Here is a 26,695-nt window from a genome sequence, read left to right as displayed (position 1 = left end):
GCGGGGGGCGCGGGCCGCGCGGGCCGGGGTCCTGGTCATGCGGACCCCAGCTGCCGGTCGAGGTACTCGAACATCTCTTCGTCGCTGGCCGCCTCGATCAGGTCGGGGGCCAGGTCGTCCGGGTCGCCCGGCTCGCCGGCGGGGCGGGCGGCGGCCGGTGTCCCGCCGGGCAGCGCGCGGGACAGCACGTCCCGGACCCGGGCGGCGAGTTCGCCGCTGACGCCCTCCGGCGGCAGCGCGCCGAGCAGGGCCTCCAGGGCGTCGAGCCCGGCCCGCACCGCCTCGTCGCCGGTCGGACGGGCCGCGCCGACCCGCTCGGCGAGATGGCGGGCCAGTGCCTCCGGGGTGGGGTGGTCGAAGACCAGCGCGGCCGGCAGCCGCAGCCCGGTCGAGGCGGCCAGCCGGTTGCGCAGTTCGACGCCGGTGAGGGAGTCGAAGCCGACGTCCTTGAACGGGCGGGCCGGGCGGACCAGGTTCGGCGAGCTGTGGCCGAGCACCGCCGCGGCGGTGCCGCGCACCAGGTCGAGCAGGGTCCGGTGCAGCTCGTCCGCAGGCAGCTCGGCGAGCTGCCGCGCCATCGAGCGGGCCGGCGCCTCCGCGGCGGCGGCGGTCCGGGCCGGGCGGACCAGGCCGCGGAGCACGGCGGGCAGCCGGTCGTCCGCCCGCAGCACGGACGGGGCGATCCTGGCCGCCAGCCGGTAGGCGTGCGGGGAGTCCAGCGCCGCGTCGAACAGGGCGAGGCCCTCCGCCGAGGTCAGCGCGCCCGCCCCGGCGCCCCGGCCCGGGGCGACCTCGGCGGTCATCGCGCTGCGCTCCTCCCACAGGCCCCAGCCGATGGACAGGCCGGGCAGCCCCTCGGCCCGGCGCTCGGCGGCGAGGGCGTCCAGGACCGCGTTGGCGGCGGCGTAGTTCGCCTGCCCGGCCGCGCCGAACTGGGCGGCGCCCGAGGAGAACAGCACCAGCGCCGCGAGGTCGAGGTCCCGGGTGAGTTCGTGCAGGGCCAGCGCCGCGTCCGCCTTGGGCCGCAGGACGCGGTCGAGCCGGTCCGGGGTCAGCCCGGCGACGGTGGCGTCGTCCAGGACGCCGGCCGCGTGGACGACGGCGGTCAGCGGGTGCGCGGCGGGCACCGTCCCGAGCAGCGCGGCGAGCGCGTCCCGGTCCGCGACGTCGCAGGCCGCGACGGTGACCGACACGCCGAGCCCGGTCAACTCCCGTACCAGTTCCGGCATTCCGTCGGCGGACTCGCCCCGACGGCCCGCCAGCAGCAGGTGCCGGGCGCCGTGCGCGACCACCAGGTGCCGGGCCAGCAGCCGCCCCAGGGTGCCGGTGGCCCCGGTGACCAGGACGGTCCCCTCGGGGTCCGGCCGGGAGGGCAGCAGCAGGACGTTCTTGCCGACGCCCCGCGCCCGGCTGAGCGAGCGCAGCGCGGCCGGGGCCTGCCGGACGTCCCAGCCGGTGACCGGCAGGGGGTGCAGCACTCCCCGCTCGAACAGGTCCAGGATCTCCGCGAGCATCTCGCCGATGCGCTGCGGACCGGCCTCCATCAGGTCGAACGCCCGGTAGCGCACCCCGGGGTACTGCCGGGCGACCTCCTCGGGGTCGCGGACGTCGGTCTTGCCCATCTCCACGAACCGGCCGCCGTTCGGCAGCAGCCGCAGGCCGGCGTCGACGAACTCCCTCGCCAGGCTGTCGAGCACCACGTCGACGCCCCGCCCGCCGGTGGCCGTCAGGAAGGTCTCGGCGAAGTCGGTGCTGCGGGACGAGGCGATCTGCGCGTCGTCCAGCCCGCCGGCCCGCAGGACGTCCCACTTGGCGGGGGACGCGGTCGCGAACACCCGCGCACCGGCGTGCCGGGCGAGCTGCACGGCCGCCATGCCGACCCCGCCGGCGGCGGCGTGGATCAGGACCGATTCGCCGCTCTTCAACCCGCCGAGGTCGAACAGGCCGTAGTGGGCGGTGAGGAACACCACCGGCACGGACGCGGCGCGGGCGAAGGACCAGCCGGCCGGTATCCGGGCGACGGTGCGGCGGTCGGCGACCGCGGTCGGGCCGAACGCGCCCCGGAAGATCCCCATCACCCGGTCCCCGGGCGCCAGGTCGTCGACGCCCGGGCCCACCTCGACGACGGTGCCGGCGCCCTCGCTGCCCAGGCCCTGCTGTTCGGGGTCGGGGTCCAGTCCGAGCGCGGCGATGACGTCGTGGAAGTTCAGGCCGGCGGCGCGCACCGCGATCCGCACCTCGCCGCTGCCCAGCGGGGCGAGGGCCGCCGGAGCGGGCTCCGCCACGAGGTCCTCCACCGAACCCCGGCCGTCGGTGGTGAGCCGCCAGTCGGGGCGGTCGGGCAGCGACAGCGTGCCGTCCGGCCGTCCGCCACGCACCAGCCGCGGCAGCAGCGGCGGGCCGGTCCGCAGTGCCAGTTCGGGTTCCCCGGCGGCGAGCGCCGCGGGCAGGGCCTCGGCCGGTTCGGCGCTCCCGGCCGCGTCGACCAGGACGAAGCGCCCGGGGTGCTCGGCCCGCGCGCTGCGCACCAGGCCCCACAGGGCGGCCTGGGCGGGATCGACAAGGCGGTCGAGCGGCCCGGTGCGGACGGCGTCCCTGGTGAGCAGGGCCAGCTTCGCCTCGGCGAACCGCTCGTCGGCCAGCCACTGCTGCACGAGGGCGAGGCCCCGGTGCGCGGTGGCGCGGACCCGGTCGGCGGCATCGGGCAGGTCGGCGGTGGCCACGGACGCCACGACCACCTCGGGGAGGGCGGCGCCCGTGTCGAGGGCGGCCGCCAGCGCGTCCAGGTCCGGCCAGGACACGGCGGCACCGGGGACGGCGTCGCCGAGCGCGGCCCAGCCCGGCACGGCGGCGTCGGCCGGATCGGCGGCCGGGGTCCAGTCGAGGCGGTACAGCAGGTCGGCGTGAGCGGCCCCGGCCAGCGGCCCGTTCGCGGTCGGCGGCCGCAGCAGCAGGCCCTGGACGCCGATCACCTGCCGTCCGGACAGGTCGTGGGCGTGCAGGCGCACGGTGTCCGGCGCGTCGGCGGCGAGCCGCACGCGCAGCGTGGTGGCCCCGGTGACCCCGCCGGTCACCCCGTTCCAGCTGAACGGCAGCCGGGCCGTGCCGTCCTGGTCGGGCAGCAGCGCGGCGCTCTGCAGCGCCGCGTCCAGCAGCGCGGGGTGCAGCACGCAGCCGGCGGCGTCGGCGTGCTGCTGCTCCGGCAGCACCACCTCGGCGAACACCTCGCCACCGCGCAGCCACGCGGCCCGGATGCCCCGGAAGGCGGGGCCGTAGTGGTAGCCGACCTCGGCGAAGCGCTCGTAGAGGTCGTCGGTGTCCACGGGTTCGGCACCGGACGGCGGCCAGCTCAGCAGACCGGCCGCCGCTGCGGCCGGATCGCCGGCGGGCCGGGGTGCCAGGGTGCCGGTGGCGTGCTCGGTCCAGGGCGCGTCGGCGTCCCGCGCCGTCCGGGCGAACACGCTGAGCCTGCGCCGGCCGTCGCCGTCGGGCCCGCCGACCCGGAGCTGCAGGTGGGTAGCGTCCTCGTTCGGCAGCACGAGCGCCGAGCCGAGGGTGAGCTCCTCGACCACCGGGCAGTCCGCCTCGGCCCCGGCGCGCAGCGCGAGTTCGAGGAACGCCGTGCCCGGGAGGAGCACGACGCCCGACACGGCGTGGTCGGCCAGCCAGGGGTGGGTGCGCAGCGAGATCCGGCCGCTGAGCAGCAGCTCACCCGAGTCCGCGACCTGCATCGCCGCACCGAGCATCGGGTGCCCGGTGGTGGCGAGCCCCGCCGAGGCGACGTCCCAGCTCGTGGTCGGCACGTCGAGCCAGTAGCGGGTGCGCTGGAAGGCGTACGTCGGCAGGTCCACCCGCCGCGCGCCCGGGAACGCCGACGACCAATCCACCTCCAGCCCGCGCTCCCAGCCGCGGCCCACCGCGCGCAGCACCTGCGCCAAGCCGCCCTCCCCGCGACGCAACGTCCCCAGCACGGCCGCGTCCACGCCCGCGGACTCCACCGACTCCCCCACCGCCACACCCAGCACCGCGTGCGGGCTGGACTCGACGAAGAACCGGAAACCCTCGCCCAGCAACGCCTCCGTGGCGTTCGCGAACTCCACCGTCTCCCGGAGGTTGCGGTACCAGTACTCGGCGTCCAGCTCCTCCGTCTCCAGCCAGCCGCCGGTCACGGTCGAGAAGAACGGCACCGAACCGGCGACAGGGGCGATGCCGTCCAGGTCCGACAGCAGCCGCTCGCGGATCTCCTCCACATGGGCGGAGTGCGACGCGTAGTCCACCTCGATCAGCCGCGCCCGCACACCTTCCTCGACCAACGCATCGACGAACTCCGCCACGGCGGCCGCGTCACCCGACACCACCGTCGACGACGGGCCGTTGACGGCAGCCACCGAGAGGCGGTCCGAAATGCGCTCCCGCACCACGTCCACCGGCAGCGGCACGGACGCCATCCCGCCACGACCGGCCAACGCGCGGATCGCCAGGGAGCGCAGCGCGACGACCTTCGCCCCGTCCTCCAGGCTCAGCCCCCCCGCCACGCACGCGGCCGCGATCTCACCCTGGGAGTGGCCCACCACCGCGTCCGGAACCACACCGAACGACCGCCACACCTCCGCCAGCGACACCATCACGGCCCACAGCACCGGCTGCACCACATCGACCCGCGCCAGCAGCTCCTCGGAGCCCAGCGCCTGCGCCAACGACCAGTCCACGTAAGGCGCTAGAGCCCGCTCGCACTCCGCCATCTGCGCCGCAAAAACCTCCGACCCGGACAGCAGCTCCACGGCCATCCCGACCCACTGCGACCCCTGGCCGGGGAACACCAGCGCCACCCGACCGGACACCAGCCCGCCGCCGGACACCGCAGCGCCCTGCGACAGCACGGTCAGGTGCTCGGCGAGGTCCTCCTCCGTGCCGACCAGCACCGCGCGGTGTGCCAGCGCGCTGCGGCCGGTGGCCAGCGAGAAGGCCACGTCGGCCGCGCGGACGCCGGACCCGTCGCCGAGCCGGGCCGACAGCGCGGCGGCCTGGGCGTGCAGTGCCTCGGGGGTGCGCGCCGAGAGCAGCAGCGGGACGGTCTCCGGTGTCCCGGGCTCGTCGGCGAGCGGCTCGACCGGGGCCTGTTCGAGGATGACGTGGGCGTTGGTGCCGCTGACGCCGAAGGAGGACACGCCGGCCCGGCGCGGGCGGCCTGTGTCGTCCCACTCCCGGGCCTCCGTCAGCAGCCGGCCCGCGCCCGCCGACCAGTCCACCTCGGGTGTGGGGCCGTCCACGTGCAGGGTGCGCGGCATCACGCCGTGCCGCAGGGCGAGCACCGACTTGATGACCGCCGCCACGCCGGCGGCGGCCGAGGTGTGTCCGATGTTGGACTTCAGCGAGCCGATCCACACCGGACGGTCCGCCGGCCGCTCCTGCCCGTACGTCGCCAGCAGCGCCTGCGCCTCGATCGGGTCGCCCAGCCGCGTCCCGGTGCCGTGCGCCTCCACCACGTCCACGTCCGACACCGTCAGCCCGGCGTCCGCCAGCGCGGCCCGGATCACCCGCTGCTGCGAGGGACCGTTCGGCGCGGTCAGGCCATTGCTCGCACCGTCCTGGTTCACTGCCGAGCCGCGGATCACCGCCAGCACCGGGTGCCCGTTGCGCCGCGCGTCCGACAGCCGCTCCACCAGCAGCATGCCGACGCCCTCGCCGAAGGCGGTGCCGTCGGCGGCCGCGGCGAAGGACTTGCAGCGGCCGTCCGGGGCGAGTCCGCCCTGCCGGCTGAACTCGACGAACAGTTCGGGGCTGCACATCACGTTGACGCCGCCGGCCAGCGCGAGCGAGCACTCGCCGGAGCGCAGCGCCCGGACCGCGAGGTGCAGCGACACCAGCGAGGACGAGCAGGCCGTGTCCACGGTGACGGCGGGGCCCTCCAGGCCGAAGAAGTAGGCCAGGCGTCCGGAGACGATGCTTCCCGAGTTGCCGGTGCCGAGGAATCCTTCGACGTCCTCGGGGATGTAGGGCAGCAGCCGGGCCGCGTAGTCCTGCTGCATCAGGCCGACGTACGTGCCGACCGGCGCGCCGCGCAGGGTGGACGGGTCGATGGCCGCGCGTTCGAAGAGTTCCCAGGTGGTCTCCAGCAGCAGTCGCTGCTGCGGGTCCATGGCGAGGGCCTCGCGCGGCGAGATGCCGAAGAACTCGGCGTCGAACTCGGCGGCGTCGTACAGGAAGCCGCCGTCGCGGGTGATGGAGGTGCCGACGCGGTCGGGGTCGGGGTCGTAGAGCGCTTCGACGTCCCAGCCGCGGTCGGTGGGGAACCCGGAGACGCCGTCGCGGCCCTCGGCCAGCATCCGCCACAGGTCCTCGGGCGAGCGGACGCCGCCGGGGAGGCGGCAGGCCGCGGCGACGATCGCGATCCGGTCGTCGTCCGCGTCCCGCTCCGGGTCGGCGGGCCGCGCCGGTGCGGCGGGCGTGACGGTGGTGGTCGCCTCGGTGAGGCCGGCGCCCAGGAAGGCGGCGAGCGCGGCCGGGGTCGGGTGGTCGAACACCAGGCTGGCGGGGAGCCGCAGGCCGGTGGCGGCGTTCAGGCGGTTGCGCAGTTGCACCGAGGCCAGCGAGTCGAAGCCCAGTTCGCGGAACGCCCGTCCGGCGTCGAGGGTGTCCGGGGAGGCGTGGCCGAGGACGGCCGCGGCGTGGGTGCGGACGAGTTCGACGAGCAGCCGGGTCCGGCCGGTGCCGTCGAGGGTCGCGAGGCGCAGGCGCAGCGCGTTGTCGTCGGTGTCCGCCGCGGTGGCCTCGGCCGCCCGGCGCGGCGGGGTGCGCACCAGGCCGCGCAGCAGCGGGGGTAGGGTGCCGTCGGCCGCGGCGGCGCGCAGCGCGGCGGTGTCGAGGCGCATCGGGACCAGGGCGGCCCGGTCCACGGTGAGGGCGGTGTCGAAGAGCGCGAGTCCCCGCTCGGTGGACAGCGGCGGCATGCCGGACCGGGCGAGTCGGCGCAGGTCGTCCTGGTCGAGGTGGCCGGTGAGGGCGCTGGGCTGTTCCCACAGGGTCCAGGCCAGGGCCTGGCCGGCCAGGCCCGCCGCCCGGCGCCGGGCGGCCAGGGCGTCGAGGTGGGCGTTGGCGGCGGCGTAGTTGGCCTGTCCGGGGCCGCCGAAGGTGCCGGCGGCCGAGGAGAACAGCACGAAGTGCGTGAGGTCGTGGCCGCGGGTCAGTTCGTGCAGGTGCAGGGCGGCGTCGACCTTGGGGCGCAGCACGGCGTCCACCCGCTCGGGGGTGAGGGTGGTGACGACGCCGTCGTCGAGGGCGCCGGCGGTGTGGATCACGGCGGTCAGCGGGTGCGCGGGCGGCAGGTCCGCGAGGACGGCGGCCAGGGCGTCCCGGTCGGCGGCGTCGCAGGCGACGACGGCGGCCTCGGCGCCCAGCGCGGCGAGTTCGGCGCGCAGTTCCTCGGCGCCGGCGGCGGCCGGGCCGCTGCGGGAGAGCAGCAGCAGGTGCCGGACGCCGTGCCCGGTGACCAGGCGGCGGGCGACGTGGGAGCCGAGCAGGCCGGTGCCGCCGGTGACGAGGACGGTGCCGTCCGGGTCGAAGGCGCGGAGCGGCTCGGCCCGGTCGTCGTTCCGGGGGACGCGGACCAGTCGGGGGACGAGGACGTCGCCGCCGCGGACCGCGGTCTGCGGTTCCCCGGTGGCGAGGGCGGCCGAGACACCGTGCTCGGCGGCATCGGCGTCGAGGTCGAGCAGGGCGAAGCGGCCGGGGTGTTCGGAGTCGGCCGAGCGGATCAGCCCCCAGAGCGCGCTGTGCGCGGGGTTGCGGATGTCCTCGCCGTCCCGGGCGGCGACCGCGCCCCGGGTGGCGAACACCAGGCGCGAGCCGGCGAAGCGGTCGTCGGCGAGCCAGGTCCGGATGTCGGCGAGGGCCTGGTGGACGGCCGCGCGGACGGCCGCGGCCTCCCCGTCCGGGTCGACGGTCTCCGGGCGGACGAGCAGGACCGTGTCGGGCACCGGCGCGCCGGCGTCGACGGCGGCCAGCAGCGCGGCCAGGTCCGCGGTGCGGTGGGCGGGTGCGGCGCTGCCGTGCGGGGGTGCGGCGATCCACTCCGTGGCGTAGAGGTCCCGGTGGTGGCGGCCGCGCGGGGCGGCGACGGGGCCGGCGGGCCGCAGCACCAGCGCGTCGACGGTCGCCACGGGCGCGCCGGTGGCGTCGGCGACGGCGAGCGCCACCGCGTCGGGTCCGGCGGGGGTGAGGCGGACGCGGATCAGCCCGGCGCCGGTGGCGTGCAGGGTCACGCCGTTCCAGGAGAACGGCAGCCGTCCCTCGGGGTGGGCGTCCACGCCGGGGGCGCCGGGGACGCCGGTGGCGTGCAGGGCCGCGTCCAGCAGCGCCGGGTGCAGGCCGAAGCGGCCGGCCTCGGGTGCGGGGCCGGCGGGCAGGACGGCCTCCGCGAACAGTTCGTCGCCGCGCCGCCAGGCCGCGCGCAGGCCCTGGAAGGCGGGGCCGTAGGCGAACCCGCCCGCCGCGAAGCGGTCGTACAGGCCGTCGAGGGCGAGGGGTTCGGCGCCGGGCGGCGGCCAGGGCGTCGAGCTGTCGGCCGCGGCGGCGTCCGGGGCCAGGGTGCCTTCGGCGTGCCTGGTCCACTCGTCGTCGAGGGCACCGTCGGGGTCGCCGTCGGCGGCCGTGTCCGGCCGGGAGTGCAGGCCGAGCGGGCGGTGGCCCCGGGAGTCGGGGGCGCCGACGGTGAGGCGCAGCACGGTGCCGCCGTGTTCGGGCAGCACCAGGGGGGCCTGGAGGGTGAGTTCCTCGACCCGGGGACAGCCGATCCGGGCTCCGGCCTGGAGGGCGAGTTCCAGGAAGGCGGTGCCGGGGAGCAGGGCCCGGCCGCCGACGGCGTGGTCGGCGAGCCACGGGTGGGTGCGGGCCGACAGGCGGCCGGTGAGGAGCAGGCCGTCGCTGTCGGCGAGGTGCACGACGGCGCCGAGCAGCGGGTGGTCCGCGGGGGTGAGTCCGGCGGAGGCGACGTCGGCGTCGGGTGCGGCGCCGTCCTCCAGCCAGTAGTGGTCGCGCTGGAAGGCGTAGGTGGGCAGTTCCACCCGGCCGGGGCGGCGGCCGGCGAAGACGGCGTCCCAGTCCGGGGCGACTCCGCGCAGGTGCAGTTCGGCCAGCGACTCGGTGAACCGGCGCAGGCCGCCGTCGTCGCGGCGCAGGGTGCCCACGGCGGTGGCGTCGGCGCCCGCGTCCTCGGCGGTCTCCAGGACGCCGACGGTGAGGACGGGGTGCGGGCTGCTCTCCAGCAGCACCTGGTAGCCGTCGGCGAGCAGGGCGCGGGTCGCCTGTTCGAAGCGGACGGTGCCGCGGAGGTTGCGGTACCAGTAGTCGGCGTCGAGGACGGTGGTGTCCGCCAGCGGGCCGCCGGTGAGGGTGGAGTAGAAGGGCACGGCGGCGGGGCGGGGGGTCAGTCCGTCGAGCAGGTCGAGCAGGTCGGTGCGGATGTCCTCGACGTGGGCGCTGTGCGAGGCGTAGTCGACGGGGATGCGCCGGCTGCGGACGCCCAGGGTCTCCGTCCGGTCGAGGAACGCGTCGAGCGCGTCGGTGTCGCCGGAGACCACGGTGGAGTCGGGTCCGTTGACGGCGGCGACGGACAGCCGGCCGTCCCAGGGGGCGAGGTGGTCGGCGACCTGGTCGGCGGGCAGCGCCACCGAGGCCATGCCGCCGCGGCCGGACAGCGCGCGGATCGCCCGGCTGCGCAGGGCGACGACCTTCGCCCCGTCCTCCAGGCTCAGCGCGCCCGCCACCACGGCGGCGGCGATCTCGCCCTGGGAGTGGCCGACGACGGCGCCGGGGGTGATGCCGTGGGCGCGCCACAGTGCGGCCAGCGAGACCATGACGGCCCACAGCGCCGGCTGCACCACGTCGACGCGTTCGGCCGGCGGGGTGCCGGGGGCGCCGCGCAGGACGGCTTCCAGCGACCAGTCGACGAAGGGGGCCAGGGCGCGCTCGCAGTCCGCGATGCGGGCGGCGAAGGCGGGGGCGGTGTCAAGGAGTTCGACGGCCATGCCGGCCCACTGGGAGCCCTGTCCGGGGAACACCAGGGCGACTTCGCCGCCGGTTCCGGCGGTGCCGAGGACCAGGCCGGGGGCGTCGTGGCCGGCCGCGAGGGCGTCCAGGCCGGCCCGGAACTCCTCGGGGCGGGCGCCGATCAGGACCGCCCGGTGCTCGTGCGCGGCGCGGGTCGTCGCGAGGGCGTGGCCGACCTCGGCGGGGCCCGCTCCGGGGTGGGCGTCGAGGTGGTCGCGCAGCCGGGCGGCCTGGGCGCGCAGCGCCGGGGCGGTGCGCCCGGAGAGCACCCAGGGCAGCACGGCGGGGGCGGCGGGTTCGCCGGCCTCCTCCGGGGCGGGTTCGTCGGCCTGTTCCAGGACGACGTGCCCGTTGGTGCCGCTGACGCCGAAGGAGGACACCGCGGCCCGGCGCGGGTGCCCGGTCTCGGGCCAGGGGGTGTTCTCGGTGACCAGGCGCACCGCGCCGGCGGTCCAGTCGATCTGCGGCGACGGGTCCTGCGCGTGCAGGGTGGGCGGGACGGTGCCGTGCCGCATGGCGAGGACGGCCTTGATGACGCCGCCGACGCCGGCCGCCGCCTGGGTGTGCCCGATGTTCGACTTCAGCGAGCCGAGCAGCAGCGGCTGCCCGTCCGCGCGGCCCTGCCCGTAGGTGGCCAGCAGGGCCTGGGCCTCGATCGGGTCGCCGAGCGGGGTGCCGGTGCCGTGCGCCTCGACCACGTCCACGTCGGCGGGGGTGAGTCCGGCGTTGGCCAGGGCGTGCCGGATGACGCGCTGCTGGGCGGGGCCGTTGGGGGCGGTGAGCCGGCTGCTGGCGCCGTCCTGGTTGACGGCGGTGCCGCGGACCAGGGCGAGGACGGGGTGGCCGTTGCGGCGGGCGTCGGAGAGGCGTTCCAGCAGGAGCATGCCGACGCCCTCGCCCCAGCCGGTGCCGTCGGCGGCGGCGGCGAAGGACTTGCAGCGGCCGTCCCGGGCCAGGCCGCCCTGGCGGCTCATCTCGACGAACGGGACGGGTGTCGACATGACCATCGCGCCGCCGGCCAGCGCCAGTGCGCAGTCGCCGCCGCGCAGGGCCTGGGCGGCGAGGTGGATGGCGACCAGCGAGGAGGAGCAGGCGGTGTCGATGCTGACCGCCGGGCCCTCCAGGCCGAAGGTGTAGGCGATGCGGCCCGAGGCGACGCTGTCGGAGCTGCCGTTGCCGAGGTAGCCGGCCACGTCGTCGGGGACGTGGCGCAGCCGGACCGCGTAGTCCTGGTACATCACTCCGGCGAAGACGCCGGTGCGGCTGCCCCGCAGGGTCGCGGGGTCGATGCCGGCCCGTTCGAACGACTCCCAGGTGGTCTCCAGCAGCAGCCGCTGCTGCGGGTCCATGGCGAGCGCCTCGCGCGGGGAGATCCCGAAGAATCCGGGGTCGAAGTGCCCGACGTCGTCGAGGAAGCCGCCGAGGGCGGTGTGGCTGGTGCCCTCGCGCAGCTGCTGCGGGTCGTCCAGGTGGTCCAGGTCCCAGCCCCGGTCGGCGGGGAAGCCGGTGATGGCGTCGGTGCCGTCGCTGACCAGGCGCCACAGGTCCTCGGGGGACCGCACGCCGCCGGGGTAGCGGCAGCTCATCGCGACGATCGCGATCGGTTCGCGGCTCGCCTCCTCGGCCTCGGTCAGGCGCCGGCGGGTGTGGTGCAGGTCCGCCGTCACGCGCTTGAGGTAGTCCCTCAGCTTGTCGTCGTTCACCATCGGGATTCGCCGTCCTGGTTCGGGTGTCGGGTCGGTGTCATGACAGGCCGAGTTCGTTGTCGATGAGGTCGAAGAGTTCGTCGTCGCTGGCGCTGTCCATCCGGTCCTCGATGGAGGCGGTGGCCGTGCCGTCGGCGGCGGCCGCCGCGTCGAGGCTGCGCAGCAGCTCCCGGAGGCGGCCGGCCAGCCGTTCGCGGTCCGCCGGGTCGTCGGGGATGCCGTCGGGGACGCCCGCCGGCAGGTCCGCCTCGGCGGGGCCGGGGAGCGGGCCGGGTCCGGCGTCGGGGAGCAGTTCGGCGGCGAGGTGTTCGGCGATCGCGGCCGGGGTGGGGTGGTCGAAGAGCAGGGTGGCCGGCAGCGGGTGGCCAGTGGCGGCGCGCAGCCGATTGCGCAGCTCCACCGCGGTCAGCGAGTCGAAGCCGACCTCCAGCAGGCCGCGTCCGGGCTCGACCGCGGCCGGGCCGCTGTGGCCGAGCACCAGGGCGGCGTGCGAGCGGACCAGGTCGAGCAGCACCCGGCCGCGCTGGGTCTCGCCCAACGAGGCGAGGCGCTGCTTGAGGGCCTCGGGCCCGTCGTCGCCGGTGCCGGCCGCGGGGAGGGCGGCGCCGCGCCGGGCGGCGGGGCGCACCAGGCCGCGCAGCAGGGCGGGGACGCCGCCGGCGCCGGCCTGGGCGCGGACGGCGGCGGTGTCGAGCCGCAGCGGGAGCACGACCGGCTCGTCGAGGGCGCCGGCCGTGTCGAACAGCGCCAGCCCCTCGGCGGGGCCGAAGGCGACGATCCCGCCGCGGGCGATGCGTCGCAGGTCGGCCTCGGTGAGTCCGCCGGTCATGCCGGTGCTGTTGGCCCACAGGCCCCAGGCGAGCGAGCGGCCGGGCAGCCCGTCGGCGCGGCGCCGGTGGGCGAGCGCGTCCAGGAAGGCGTTGGCGGCGGCGTAGTTGCCCTGGCCCATGCCGCCGAAGACGCCGGCGATGGACGAGAACAGGACGAACTCGGTCAGCTCCAGGCCGGCGGTGAGTTCGTGCAGGTTGAGCGCCGCGTCCACCTTGGGGCGCAGGACGCGGTCCAGCTGCCCGGGCGTCATGGTGGCGACGACGCCGTCGGCGAGGACGCCCGCGGCGTGCACCACGCCGGTCAGCGGGTGCGCGGGGGGCACGGCGGCCAGCAGGGCCGCGAGGGCGTCGCGGTCGGCGGCGTCGCAGGCGGCGATCTCGGCGTGCGCGCCGAGCGCGGCGAGTTCGGCGCGCAGTTCCGCCGCGCCGGCCGCGTCGGGGCCGCTGCGGCTGGTCAGCAGCAGGTGCCGGACGCCGTGTTCGGCGGCCAGGTGGCGGGCGACGTGGGCGCCGATGGCGCCGGTGCCGCCGGTGATCAGGACGGTTCCTTCGCCGTCCCAGCCGGGGGTGCGCCCGGTGGCGGCCAGCGGCACCCGGGCCAGCCGGGCGGCGTGGACGGCTCCGGCCCGGATCGCGAGCTGGGGTTCCCCGGACGCGAGGGCTTCGGCGAGCAGCGCGGGCGGGTTCTCCCGGGTGTCGAGGTCCAGCAGCACGAAGCGGTCGGGGTTCTCGGTCTGCGCCGAGCGGACCAGGCCCCAGAGCGCGGCCAGGGCCGGGTCCGGGACGTCCTCCCCGGTCACGGGGACGGCGCCGGAGGTGACCAGGACGAGCCTGGCGCCGGTCAGGCGCTCCTCGGCCAGCCAGTCGCGCAGCAGGGCCAGTAGCGTGCCGAGGCCGTCGTGGACCGCGTCGCGGAGGTCGCCTGCCGCCGCGGGCGGGCAGGCGGCCAGCACCAGCGCGGGTGCCGGGGCGCCCGCGTCGAGCAGGGCGGACAGCGCGGCGAGGTCGGCGACCGGACGGCCGGGCAGCGGCGCGCCGCCGAGCACCGTCCAGTTCTCCGGGTCGGGGGCGGCGGCGGCCGCCGCGGCGCGCCCGGGCAGGGCCGGCCACTCGGGGCGGAACAGTTCCTCGTGGTGCCCGGCGCGGGTGGCCTTGAAGCGGTCCGGCGAGACCGGCCGCAGGACCAGGGAGCGGGCCGAGAGCACCGGCCGCCCGCCGGTGTCGGTGGCCGTGACGGCGACGGCGTCCCGGCCGGTGGGAGTCAGCCGCAGCCGGAGTTCGGCGGCCCCGGAGGCGTGCAGGCGCACCCCGTTCCAGGAGAACGGCAGCCAGCCCTGCGCGGGGCCCTCCAGGACGTCGAACACCAGCGAGTGCAGGGCGGCGTCGAGCAGCGCCGGGTGCAGGCCGAACGCGGCGGCGTCCGGCCGCTGCTCGTCCGGCAGGCCCGCCAGGGCGTACACCTCGTCGCCGAGCCGCCAGGCCGCGCGCAGGCCCTGGAACGCGGGGCCGTAGGCGAACCCGCCGCCCGCGAAGCGCTCGTACAGGCCCTCGGTGTCGAGCGGGACGGCGCCGGGCGGCGGCCAGGCCTCGGGGTCCGCCGGAGCGGCCGGGTCCGCGGCCGCGGCGGTGCCGAGCAGGCCGCTCGCGTGCCGGGTCCAGGGGGCGTCGGGGCCGTCGTCGACGGCCCGGGCGTGGACGCTCAGCGGGCGGGTGCCCGCGGCGTCCGGGCTGCCGACGGTGAGCTGGAGCGCGACGGCTCCGCCCGCCGGGAGCACCAGCGGCGCCTCCAGGGTGAGTTCCTCGACCTGGTCGCAGCCGACCTGGTCGGCGGCGCGGACCGCGAGTTCCAGGAACGCGGTGGCGGGGAACAGCACGCCCTCGTAGACGCCGTGGTCGGCCAGCCAGGGGTGGCTGCGGACCGAGAACCGGCTGGTGAAGAGGTAGCCGTCGGAGTCCGCGAGTTCCGTTCCGGCGCCGAGCAGCGGGTGGTCGACGGCCTGGAGTCCGGCGGCGGGCAGTCCGGCCGCGGCCGGTCCGGCCGGCAGCCAGTAGCTGCCGCGCTGGAAGGCGTAGGTCGGCAGGTCGGCGGCGGGGCGGGCCGGGTCGCCGCCGTGCACGGCCTCCCAGTCCACCGGCACGCCCGTGACGTGCAGCCGGGCCAGGGCGGCCGTCGCGGCGGGCGCTTCGGGCCGGTCCTTGCGCAGCAGGGGCACCAGCACCGGTCCGCCGGCGGCGCCGGTCAGGCAGTCCTGGCCCATCGCGGTGAGCGCGCCGTCGGGTCCGAGTTCGAGGAACGCGGTGACGCCGTCGCGTTCCAGGTGGCGCACGCCGTCCTGGAAGCGGACGGTGCCGCGCACGTGCTCCACCCAGTAGTCCGGCGAGCCGAGCTGCTCGGCGGTGGCCGGCTCGCCCGTCAGGTCGGAGATCACCGGGACGGCGGCCTCCCCGGGGGCGATCCGGGCCACGACCTCGCGGAACTCGGCGACCATCGGTTCCATCAGGGGCGAGTGGAAGGCGTGCGAGACCCGCAGCCGCCGGGTCTTGCGGCCGCGCGCGGCGAGCTCGGCGGCGATCTCCGCCACCGCCGCGGCGTCGCCGGAGACCACGGTCGAGGCCGGGCCGTTGACGGCGGCGAGGCCGACCTCGCCCTCGCGGCCGGCGAGCAGCGGCAGCACCTCCTCCTCGGCGGCGGTGACGGCGACCATCGCGCCGCCCGCCGGGAGGGCCTGCATCAGCCGTCCCCGCGCGACCACCAGGGCGGCGGCGTCGGGCAGTGTGAACACCCCGGCGACGTGGGCGGCGGCGAGCTCTCCCACGGAGTGGCCGAGCAGCCGGTCGGGGCGCACGCCCCAGTGCTCGACGAGGCGGTACAGCGCGACGCCGAGCGCGAACAGGGCGGGCTGGGCGTACTCGGTGCGGTCCAGCAGGCCGTCGCACGGGTCGCCGGGGGCCGCGTCGATCACCTCCCGCAGCGGGCGGTCGAGCAGCGGGTCGAGTTCCGCGCAGACCGCGTCGAAGGCGTCGGCGAAGACCGGGAACCGCGCGTACAGGCCGGCGCCCATGCCGGTGCGCTGGCTGCCCTGGCCGGGGAACAGGAAGGCGGTCCTCGCGGCCGGGCCGGTGACGCCGCGCACCAGGTCCGCCGACGGCTCGCCGGCGGCGAGCGCGGCGAGCCCCTGGAGCAGGGACTGCCGGTCGGTGCCGGTGAGGGCGGCCCGGTGCTCGAAGGCGCTGCGGTTCAGCGCCAGCGAGCGGCCCAGCTCCGCGACGGCGGGGGCCGGGTCCTGCTCGGCGTGCCGGAGCAGCCGGGCGGCCTGCTCGCGCAGCGCGTCCGCGCTGCGGGCGGAGAGCAGCCAGGGCAGGGCGGGCGCGTCGGACGGCCCGGCGACGGCGGCCGGGGCCGGGGCCGGTTCGGCGGGCTGTTCGAGGATGGTGTGGGCGTTGGTGCCGCTGACCCCGAACGAGGACACCGCGGCCCGCCGGGGGCGGCCGGTCTCCGGCCACGGGGTGTCGTCGGTGAGCAGCCGCACCGCGCCGGCCGACCAGTCGACGTGCGGGGTCGGCGCGTCGACGTGCAGGGTGCGCGGCAGCATCCCGTGCCGCATGGCCTGCACCATCTTGATGATGCCGGCGACGCCGGCGGCGGCCTGGCTGTGCCCGATGTTCGACTTCAGCGACCCGAGCAGCAGCGGCTCCTGCCCGTCGCGCTCCCGGCCGTAGGTGGCCAGCAGCGCCTGGGCCTCGATCGGGTCGCCGAGCTTGGTGCCGGTGCCGTGCGCCTCCACCGCGTCGACCTCGGCGGCGGTCAGTCCGGCGTCGGCGAGGGCCGCCCGGACGACCCGCTGCTGGGACGGCCCGTTGGGGGCGGTCAGGCCGTTGCTGGCGCCGTCCTGGTTGACGGCGGAGCCGCGGACCACGGCGAGCACCGGGTGGCCGTTGCGGCGGGCGTCGGAGAGGCGTTCCAGGACGAGCAGCCCGGCGCCCTCGGCCCAGGAGGTGCCGTCGGCGGCGGCGGCGAACGGCTTGCAGCGGCCGTCCTCGGCGAGCACCCGCTGCCGGCTGAACTCGACGAACGCGCCCGGCGTCGACATCACGGTCACGCCGCCGGCCAGCGCCAGCGAGCATTCGCCGGCCCGCAGCGACCGGGCGGCGAGGTGGACCGCGACCAGCGACGAGGAGCACGCCGTGTCGATGGTCACCGCGGGCCCTTCGAGGCCGAGGCTGTAGGAGATCCGCCCGGACGCCACGCTGCCCGCGCTGCCGATGCCGAGGTAGCCCTCGAACTCCTCGGAGGGCTCGGTGACCCGCGACCCGTAGTCGTGGTGGCTGCAGCCGACGAAGACGCCGCTCGCGCTGCCTTTGAGGGAGAGCGGGTCGATGCCGGCCCGCTCGAACGCCTCCCAGGAGAGTTCCAGCAGCAGCCGCTGCTGGGGGTCGATGGTCAGCGCCTCGCGCGGGGAGATCCCGAAGAACGCCGCGTCGAAGCGGTCGGCGTCGTGCAGGAAGCCGCCTTCGCGCGCGTAGGTGCTGCCGGTCCGGTCCGGGTCCGGGTCGTAGAGGCCGTCCAGGTCCCAGCCGCGGCCGGTGGGGAAGGCGGTGATCGCGTCCCCGCCGCCCGCGACGAGCTCCCACAGCTCCTCGGGGGTGCTGACGCCGCCGGGGTAGCGGCAGCTCATGCCGACGATCACGATCGGGTCGTCGTCCGCGGCGGACGTCGCCCGTCCGGGGGCGTCGGGGGCCTCGGCGGCGGGCGCCCCCGGCAGTTCGGCGCGCAGGTGGCCGACCAGGGCGGTGGCCGTGGGGTAGTCGAAGGCCAGGGTCACCGACAGGCGCAGGCCGGTGGCCGCGGCGAGCCGGTTGCGCAGTTCGACGGCGGTCAGCGAGTCGAAGCCGATGTCCTTGAACGCCTGGTCGGGTTCCACCGCCTCGGGCCCGGGGTGGCCGAGCACGACGGCGACCTCGCGGCGGACCAGCTCCAGCAGCGCCCGGTCGCGTTCCGCCGGGGGCAGTGCGGCCAGCCGCAGCGCCTCCGGCTCGGCGCCGTCGGCGGCGCCCCGGGGGCCGGCCGCGGCGGCGAGCGCGCCCTGCACCTCGGGCAGGTCGCCGAGCGCGGCGCTGGGCCGGAGCGCGGTGTACGCCCGGGTGAAGCGGTCCCAGGCGAAGTCGGCGACGATGACGGCCGTGTCGTCGTGGTCGAGGGCCCGGCGCAGCGCGGTGGTGGCCGCGGCGGGGTCCATGGCGGGCAGGCCGTCGCGGATCAGCCGTTCGGCGACCGCCCCGGAGGCGAGGCTCTCGCCGCCCCACAGGCCCCAGGCCACCGAGGTGCCGGGCAGGCCGAGGTCGCGGCGCTGCCGGGCCAGGGCGTCGAGGTAGGCGTTGGCGGCGGCGTAGCTGCCCTGGCCGGTGCCGCCGAGGGTGCCGGCGAGCGAGGAGAACAGCACGAAGGCGGTCAGGTCGAGGTCGCGGGTGAGCGCGTCGAGGTTGCGGGCGCCGTCGAGCTTGGGGCGCAGGACGCCGGCGGCGCGTTCGGGGGTGATCGAGTCGATCACGCCGTCGTCGAGGACGCCGGCGGTGTGCAGGACGGCGCGCAGCGGGCGCTCGGCCGGGATGCCGGCGAGCAGGTCCGCGAGGGCGTCGCGGTCCGCGACGTCGCAGGCCGCCGCGGTGGCGTCGGCGCCGAGCGCGCGCAGTTCGGCGAGCAGGGCGTCGGCCCCGGGGGCCTGTGCGCCGCGCCGGCTGGTGAGCAGCAGGTGCGCGGTGCCGGTGCGGGCCAGCCAGCGGGCGATCTGCGCGCCGAGGCCGCCGGTGCCGCCGGTGATCAGGACGGTGCCCTCGGGTGTCCAGTCGCGGGCGGGGGCGGTGTCGCCGAGCCCGGCGTGCACGACCCGGCGGCCGTACAGGCCGGTGGCGCGCACCGCCAGCTGGTCCTCGCCGTCGGGGTTGGCGAGGGCTTCGGCGAGCCGGGTCGCGGCCCGCTCGTCGAGGCGTCGCGGCAGGTCGACCAGGCCGGCCCAGCGCTGCGGGTACTCGACGCCGGCGACCCCGCCGAGGCCCCAGGCCAGGGCCTGGAGCGGGCTGTCGAGCCGGTCGGAGCGGCCGGTCGACACCGCGCCCCGGGTGGCGCTCCACAGCGGGGCGTCGGTGCCGAGCTCGCCCAGGGCCTGGAGGAGCGCGACGGTCAGGGTGAGGCCGACGGGCAGTGCCGAGCCGTCGCCGTGCGGCTGCTCGGCCAGGGCGAGCAGCGACAGGATGCCGGCGGGCGGCCCGTCGAGGCGGTCGTGGGCGTCGCGGAGCAGTGCGGCGAACCTGCTCCGGTCGGTCGCGTCGGGGCCGGCCTCGACCAGGACGGGGGTGGCGCCGTGTCCGCGCAGGGCGTCCGCGGCGAACGCGACGGCCGGGTCGTCGGCGGCGCCGGCCGGGGCGACGAGCAGCCAGCTGCCGGTGAGCCGGGGCCGCTCGGGCGCCGGCAGGGGCTTCCAGGCGACCCGGTAGCGCCAGCTGTCGGCGGTGCGGTCGTCGGCCCGGCCGCGCGCCCACGCGGCGAGGGTGGGCACCAGGGAGGCGAGGGAGGCCCGCAGTTCGCCGTCCTCGACCCGCAGGGTGGTGGCGAGGGCGTCCAGGTCGCCGCGGTCGACCGCCGCCCAGAAGCCGGAGTCGGCCGGGCCGGCGCCGGTGCCGGTGAGGGTCTCGACGGGCCGGGCGGGGGTGTCGTCCAGCCAGTAGCGCTGCTCCTGGAAGGCGTAGGTGGGCAGGGCCCGCTTGCGCGCGCCGGTTCCGGCGAACACCGCGTCCCAGTCCACCGGCAGGCCGCGGACGTGGACCTCGGTGAGCGCGGCGAGGAAGCGGCCGGGGCCGCCCTCGGTGCGGCGCAGCGTGCCGACGACGGCCCCGTCGCCGATCCCGGCCGCTTCGACGGCCTCCTGGATCCAGACGGTCAGCGCGGGGTGGGTGCTGCACTCGACGAAGGTGTGGTGCCCGTCGGCGAGGAGCGCGTCGAGCGCCCGGCCGAACTCCACCGGCCGGCGCAGGTTCTCGTACCAGTACGCGGCGTCCAGGCCCCGGGTGTCCACGGGGCCGCCGGTGACGGTCGAGTAGAACGGGACGGCGGAGGTGCGCGGCGCGATGCCGTCGAGGAGGCCGAGCAGTTCCTCGCGGAGCTGCTCCACCTGGGGCGAGTGTCCGGCGAAGTCCACGCCGGGGACGGGCCAGGCCAGGACGCCCGCGTCGGCGTACTGCTCGCGCAGCCGTTCCAGGGCCGCCGGGTCGCCGGAGACCGTCACCGAGGTCGGCCCGTTGACCGCGGCGACGTCGAGCGCCCCGGCGTGGGCGGACAGCGCCTCGCGCACGGCCTCGACGGGCTGCGGCACGAACAGCATGCCGCCGCGTCCGGTCAGCGCCGGCAGGGCCCGGCTGCGCAGCGCGACGATCCGGGCCCCGTCCTCCAGGCTCAGGCCTCCCGCCACGCAGGCGGCGGCGATCTCGCCCTGGGAGTGGCCGACGACGGCGTCGGGGACGATGCCGTGCGCCCGCCACAGCTCGGCCAGCGACACCATCACCGCCCACAGCACCGGCTGCACCACGTCCACCCGCTCCAGCGGGGGCGCGTCGGGCTCGTCGCGCAGCACCGCCAGCAGCGACCAGTCCAGGTACGGGGCGAGGGCGCGTTCGCAGGCGGCAATCCGGTCGGCGAAGGCCGGGGCGTGGTCGAGCAGTTCCCGGGCCATGCCGGCCCACTGGGAGCCCTGGCCGGGGAAGACGAAGACGGTCCTGGCGGACCGGGCGACGGCGCCCCGGGCCAGGCCGGGCGCCTGCGTTCCTCCGGCCAGCGCGGCCAGGCCGCCCAGCAGGGTCTCCCGGTCGGCGCCGACGACGGCCGCGCGGTGCTCGAAGGCAGTCCTGGTGGCGGCCAGCGAGTGGCCGACGTCGACGGGCGACAGCTCCGGGTGCTCCGTCAGGTGCGCGTGCAGCCGCGCCGCCTGCTCCTTCACGGCCTCGGCGGTCCGCCCGGACAGCACCCACGGGACGGCCGGCGGCTCGGCGGCGGGCGCGACGGGCTCGGGCTCGGCGGGCGGCTGCTCGACGACGACGTGCGCGTTGGTGCCGCTCAGGCCGAACGAGGACACGCCGGCCCGGCGCGGGCGGCCGGTCTCCGGCCACGGGGTGGCCTCGGTCAGCAGGGCGACGGCGCCCGCCGTCCAGTCGACGTTCGGGGTCGGCGCGTCGATGTGCAGGGTGCGGGGCAGTTCGCCGTGGCCCATGGCCAGCACCATCTTGATGATGCCGCCGACGCCGGCGGCGGCCTGGGTGTGCCCGATGTTCGACTTCAGCGAGCCGAGCCACACCGGCCGGTCGGCGGGCCGGTCCTGGCCGTAGGTGGCGAGCAGCGCGTCGGCCTCGATCGGGTCGCCCAGCCGGGTGCCGGTGCCGTGCGCCTCGACGGCGTCCACGTCGGCGGCCGACAGCCCGGCGTTGGCCAGCGCGTCGCGGATCACCCGCTGCTGGGCCAGGCCGCTGGGCGCGGTCAGGCCGTTGCTCGCGCCGTCCTGGTTGATCGCCGAGCCGCGCAGCACCGCGAGCACCGGGTGGCCGTTGCGGCGGGCGTCGGAGAGGCGTTCCAGCAGCAGCAGGCCGACGCCCTCGGCCATGCCGAAGCCGTCCGCCGCGGCGGCGAAGGACTTGCAGCGCCCGTCCTCGGCGAGCCCGCGCTGCCGGCTGAAGCCGGTGAACGACAGCGGGGTGCCCATCACCGTGGCGCCGCCGGCCAGGGCCAGCGTGCACTCGCCCGAGCGCAGCGACTGGGCGGCGAGGTGGACCGCGACCAGGGACGAGGAGCAGGCCGTGTCGACGGTCACGGCGGGCCCCTGGAGGCCGAGCTGGTAGGCGATGCGCCCGGACAGCACGCTGGTGGAGATGCCCGCGATGAACAGGCCCTCCAGTTCCTCGGGGATGTCGCGCAGACTGCCGCCGTAGCCCTGGTAGGAGGCGCCGGCGAAGACGCCGGTCGGGGTGCCGCGCAGGGTGGACGGGTCGATGCCGGCGCGCTCGATCGCCTCCCAGGAGGTTTCCAGCAGCAGCCGCTGCTGCGGGTCCATGGCGAGCGCCTCGCGCGGGGAGATCCCGAAGAACCCGGGGTCGAAGCGGTCCGCGTCGCGGACGAATCCGCCCGCGGCGGCGTAGCTCCGGCCGGGCCGGTCGGGGTCCGCGTCGTACAGCGCGTCGAGGTCCCAGCCCCGGTCGGAGGGCAGCCCGGAGACGGCGTCGTGCCCGTCGGCGACCAGCCGCCACAGGTCCTCGGGGGTGCGGACGCCGCCGGGGTAGCGGCAGCTCATGGCGACGATCACCACGGGGTCGTCGTCGGTGGCGGGCCCCGCCGTCGGGCGCTGCCGGACGGCGGCGGGCTGCCCGGCGGCGCCCAGCAGTCCGGTCTCCAGGCGGCCGGCGAGCGCGGCCGCCGACGAGTAGTCGAAGACGACGGTGACGGGGAGCCGCAGGCCGGTGGCGGTGTTCAGCCGGTTGCGCATGTCGACGGCGGTCAGGGAGTCGAAGCCCAGCTCGCGGAAGGCGCGGCCGGGGGCGATCGCGTCCGGCGAGTCGTGGCCGAGGACGGCGGCCGCGTGGGTCCGCACCAGCTCGACCAGGACCCGGGTGCGCTCGGCCGCCGGGAGCGGCTCCAGGCGCTCGCGCAGCGCCGACGGCGCTCCCCCGGCGCCGGCCTCCTCGGTGTCCGCCCCGGCGGCCAGCGCGGCGCGCACCTCGGGGAGTTCGCCGATCAGCGGACTGGGGCGGGCCGAGGTGAAGACCGTCGCGAAGCGGTCCCAGTCGATGTCGGCGACCACGACCACCGTCTCGTCGTGGTCCAGGACCTGCTGGAGCCCGGTGATCGCGACCGCGGGCGGCATGAAGAGCACGCCGTGGCCGCGCAGGGTGTCCTCGGCCAGTTCGGCCGCCATCCCGCCGGCCCCGTCCGCGGGGCTCCAGATGCCCCACACCACGGAGGTCGCGGCGAGGCCGCGGCTGCGGCGGTCCTCGGCGAGGCCGTCGAGGTAGGCGTTGGCGGCGGCGTAGGCGCCGTGGACGGCGCTGCCCCACACGGCGGAGATCGAGGAGAACAGCACGAAGGCGTCGAGGGTGTCCCGGTCGAACAGCAGGTCGAGGTTCCGGGCCCCGCCGACCTTGGCGTGCAGGGTGTCGGCGAACCCGGCCGCGTCGGTGTCGGGCAGCGGCACCAGCAGCCCGGCCCCGGCGGCGTGGAAGACGGTGCTGATCCGGTGGCCGTCCTGTTCGAGGCCGTCCTTCAGCGCGCGCAGGGCCGCCAGGTCGGCGACGTCGCACGAGGCCAGGGTGACCCGGGCGCCGAGCGCGGCCAGTTCCTCGGCGAGCTCCGGCGCACCGGGTGCATCCGGACCGCGCCGGCCGGCCAGCACCAGGTGCGCGGCGCCCCGCCGGGCCAGCCAGCGCGCGATCTGCGCGCCGATCCCGCCGGTGCCGCCGGTGATCAGCACGGTGCCCCCGGGCCGCCAGCTGCGCGGCGGCGCGGTGTCGCCCAGCGCGGAGCGGACCAGCCGCCGGCCGTGGCAGCCGGTGGCCCGGACGGCCACCTGGTCCTCGTCCCCGGCCCTGCCCGCCAGCACCCGGCACAGCCGCGCGGCGGTGTCCGCGTCCAGGACCTCCGGGAGGTCGACCAGGCCGCCCCAGCGCTGCGGGAACTCCAGCGCGGCGACCCGGCCCAGGCCCCAGAGCAGGCTCTGCGCGGCGCTCACGCCGCTCCCGGTGTCCGTGCCGCCGACCGCCACCGCGCCCCGGGTGGCCCACCACAGGGGCGCGCCGATCCCGGCGTCGCCGAGTGCCTGCACCAGGGCCAGGTTGAGCGCGGTGCCCAGCGGCAGGGACGGGTGCGCGGGGTGCGGGCGCTCGTCGAGGCCCAGCAGCGACAGCACTCCCGCCACCGGGCCGGGCAGCGCGTCGAGGGACGCGCGCACGCGGTCGGCGAGCACGGCGCGGTCGGCCGCCTCCTCGGTGATCCGGACGTGGACCACCGTGGCCCCGGCCTGCTCCATGGCGCGGACGGTCTCCGCCGCCCGGCGCTGCCCGTCCTCGTCCTGGCCGTCCGACGACAGCACGAGCCAGCTGCCGTCCAGGGCGGCCGCCGGGCCCTCGGGCAGGGCCCGCCAGGTCACGCGGTAGCGCCAGGAGTCGACCACCGAACGCTCGGTGCGCGCGGCGCGCCAGGTGGCGAGCGCGGGGAGCACCACGTTCAGCGGGTCCTCGGGCGCGACCCCGACGGCGGTGGTGAACCGGTCCAGGTCGCCCCCGCCCAGGGCCTCCCAGAAGTCGTCGCCCTCGGCGGACGTCCCGGACGGGCCGGCGGTGTCCTCCAGCCAGTACGGGCGACACCGGAAGGCGTAGGTGGGCAGGGAGATGCCGCCCGAGCGGTGCCCGGCGAACACCCGGTCCCAGTCGGGCAGCAGGCCGCCGACGTGGGCCTCCGCCAGGGACGTCAGGACGCGGTCGAGGCCGCTCTCGCCGCGCCGCAGCGTGCCCACGACCACGGCGGGGCCCTGCGCGGAGCCGGCGGTGTCGGCCGCGTCGGCGGTCTGCTGGACGCCGAAGGTGAGCACGGGGTGCGGGCTGGACTCGACGAAGAACCGGAAGCCCTCCTCCAGCAGCACCTCCGTGGCCCGGCCGAACTCGACGGTCTCGCGCAGGTTCCGGTACCAGTACGCGGCGTCCAGCGACTCCGTCTCCAGCCAGTCACCGGTCACCGTCGAGAAGAACGGCACCGAACCCGCGAGCGGGGTGACGCCCTCCAGGTCGGCGAGCAGGCGCTCGCGGACCTCCTCCACGTGGGCGGAGTGCGACGCGTAGTCGACCTCGATCAGCCGCGCCCGCACGCCCTCCTCGACCAACGCGTCGACGAACTCCCGCACCGCGTCCGCGTCGCCCGACACCACGGTCGACGACGGGCCGTTGACCGCCGCCACCGACAGCCGGCCCAGGCGCTCCCGCACCACGTCCACCGGCAACGGCACCGACGCCATACCGCCACGACCGGCCAACGCGCGGATCGCCAGGGACCGCAGCGCGACCACCCGCGCCCCGTCCTCCAGGCTCAGCCCTCCTGCCACGCAGGCGGCCGCGATCTCGCCCTGGGAGTGGCCGACGACGGCGTCCGGCACCACACCGAACGAGCGCCACAGCTCGGCCAGCGACACCATCACGGCCCACAGCACGGGCTGCACGACATCGACGCGAACCAGCAGCTCCTCCGAGCCCAGCGCCTCGGCCAACGACCAGTCGACATACGGCGCGAGCGCCCGCTCGCACTCCGCCATCCGCGCCGCGAACACCTCCGACCCGGCCAGCAGCTCCACCGCCATCCCGACCCACTGCGAGCCCTGACCCGGGAACACCAGCGCCACCCGACCGGAGGACACGCCGTCGCCCAGCACCAGGCCCGGCACCGTGCGCCCCTCCGCCAGCGCCCGCACGCCGTCGAGCAGTTGCTCCGGGTCGGTGCCCACCACCACGGCCCGCCGCTCGAAGGCGGTGCGGGTGAGGGCGAGGGCGCGGCCGGTGTCGCCGGCCCGCAGGGGTCCGGCGCCCAGGTGGGCCAGCAGCCGGGCCGCCTGGGCGCGCAGCGCCTCGTCGGTGCGCCCCGACAGCACCCAGGGCAGCGGGTAGTCGTCTCCGTCGGCCGCCGGTTCGGGTTCCTCCGCGGGGGCCTGTTCCAGGATCAGGTGGGCGTTGGTGCCGCTGACGCCGAAGGCGGACACGCCGGCCCGGCGCGGGCGTCCGGTGTCGTCCCAGGCGCGGGCCTCGGAGAGGACCTCCACCGCGCCCGACGACCAGTCGACCATGGGGGTCGGCCGGTCCGCGTGCAGGGTTTTGGGCAGTTCGCCGTGCCCGATCGCCAGCACCATCTTGATGACGCCGCCGACGCCGGCCGCCGCCGAGGTGTGGCCGATGTTGGACTTCAACGAGCCGAGCCACAGCGGCCGTTCGGCGGGCCGGTCCTGCCCGTAGGTGGCCAGCAGGGCCTGCGCCTCGATCGGGTCGCCGAGGGTGGTGCCGGTGCCGTGCGCCTCCACCGCGTCCACCTCGGACGCCGTCAGCCCGGCGTCCGCCAGCGCCGCCCGGATCACCCGCTGCTGCGCCGGGCCGCTGGGCGCGGTCAGGCCGTTGCTGGCGCCGTCCTGGTTCGTCGCCGAGCCACGGATCACGGCCAGCACCGGGTGCCCGTTGCGGCGGGCGTCCGACAGCCGCTCCAGCAGCAGGACGCCGGCGCCCTCGGACCAGCCGGTGCCGTCCGCGTCGGCCCCGAACGCCTTGCAGCGGCCGTCGGCCGACAGCGCGCGCTGGCGGCTGAACGCCACGAACGGGTCGGGGGTCGCCATTACGGCGACGCCGCCGGCCAGGGCCAGCGTGCAGTCGCCCGCCCGCAGCGCCCGGATCGCCAGGTGCAGGGCGACCAGCGAGGACGAGCAGGCCGTGTCCACGCTCACCGCGGGGCCCTCAAGGCCCAGCGTGTAGGCGATCCGGCCGGAGACCACGCTGGTCGCGGTCCCGGTGTCCAGCAGGCCCTGGACCTCGGGGAGGTGGCGCGAGCCCTCGCCGTAGCCGTTGCCGATCGCCCCGAGGAAGACGCCGGTGGCGGTGCGCCGCAGCGTGCGGGGGTCGATCGCGGCCCGCTCGACCGCCTCCCAGGCGGTCTCCAGGGCCAGCCGCTGCTGGGGGTCGGTGGCCAGTGCCTCGCGCGGCGAGATGCCGAAGAACTCGGCGTCGAAGTCGGCCGCGTCGTGCAGGAAGCCGCCCTGCCGGGTGTACGAGGTGCCGGGGTGCTCGGGGTCCGGGTCGTAGAGGCCCTCCAGGTCCCAGCCGCGGTTGACCGGCCAGGCGGAGATCGCGTCGGTGCCGCCGGACACCAGCTCCCAGAGCAGTTCGGGCGTGTCGGCGCCACCGGGGTAGCGGCAGGCCATCGAGACGATGGCGATCGGTTCGTGGCGGGCCTGCTCGGCCTCGCGCAGCTGCCTCCGGGCGTCACCGAGGTCCGCGGTGGCGCGCCTGAGGTAGTCGAGCAGCTTCTTGTCGTCGGACATCAGGGCCAGCTCTCTT

General features: G+C 77.2%; 2 protein-coding genes. Both read right to left on the bottom strand.

All coding sequences use genetic code 11. The annotated features are described in order from the left end of the window. Window positions 1–35: 35 nt before the first annotated feature. A complete protein-coding gene (locus ACWEMJ_RS12880) occupies window positions 36–11,753 on the bottom strand; it encodes an SDR family NAD(P)-dependent oxidoreductase (RefSeq protein WP_452137048.1) in 11,718 nt (3,905 codons plus the stop codon). Window positions 11,754–11,790: 37 nt separating this feature from the next. After that, a complete protein-coding gene (locus ACWEMJ_RS12875; RefSeq protein WP_452137047.1) occupies window positions 11,791–26,679 on the bottom strand; it encodes a type I polyketide synthase in 14,889 nt (4,962 codons plus the stop codon). Window positions 26,680–26,695 lie beyond the last annotated feature (16 nt).

Source organism: Kitasatospora sp. NPDC004531, from assembly GCF_053602195.1.
Note: the sequence above shows the minus strand (reverse complement) of the source record. Positions and strands in the feature narration are given on the sequence as shown.

Bases quoted from the DNA above. Each gene is read 5' to 3' on its own strand.
- ACWEMJ_RS12875 (WP_452137047.1), bottom strand. From the start codon at position 26,679: ATGTCCGACGACAAGAAGCTGCTCGACTACCTCAGGCGCGCCACCGCG.
- ACWEMJ_RS12880 (WP_452137048.1), bottom strand. From the start codon at position 11,753: ATGGTGAACGACGACAAGCTGAGGGACTACCTCAAGCGCGTGACGGCG.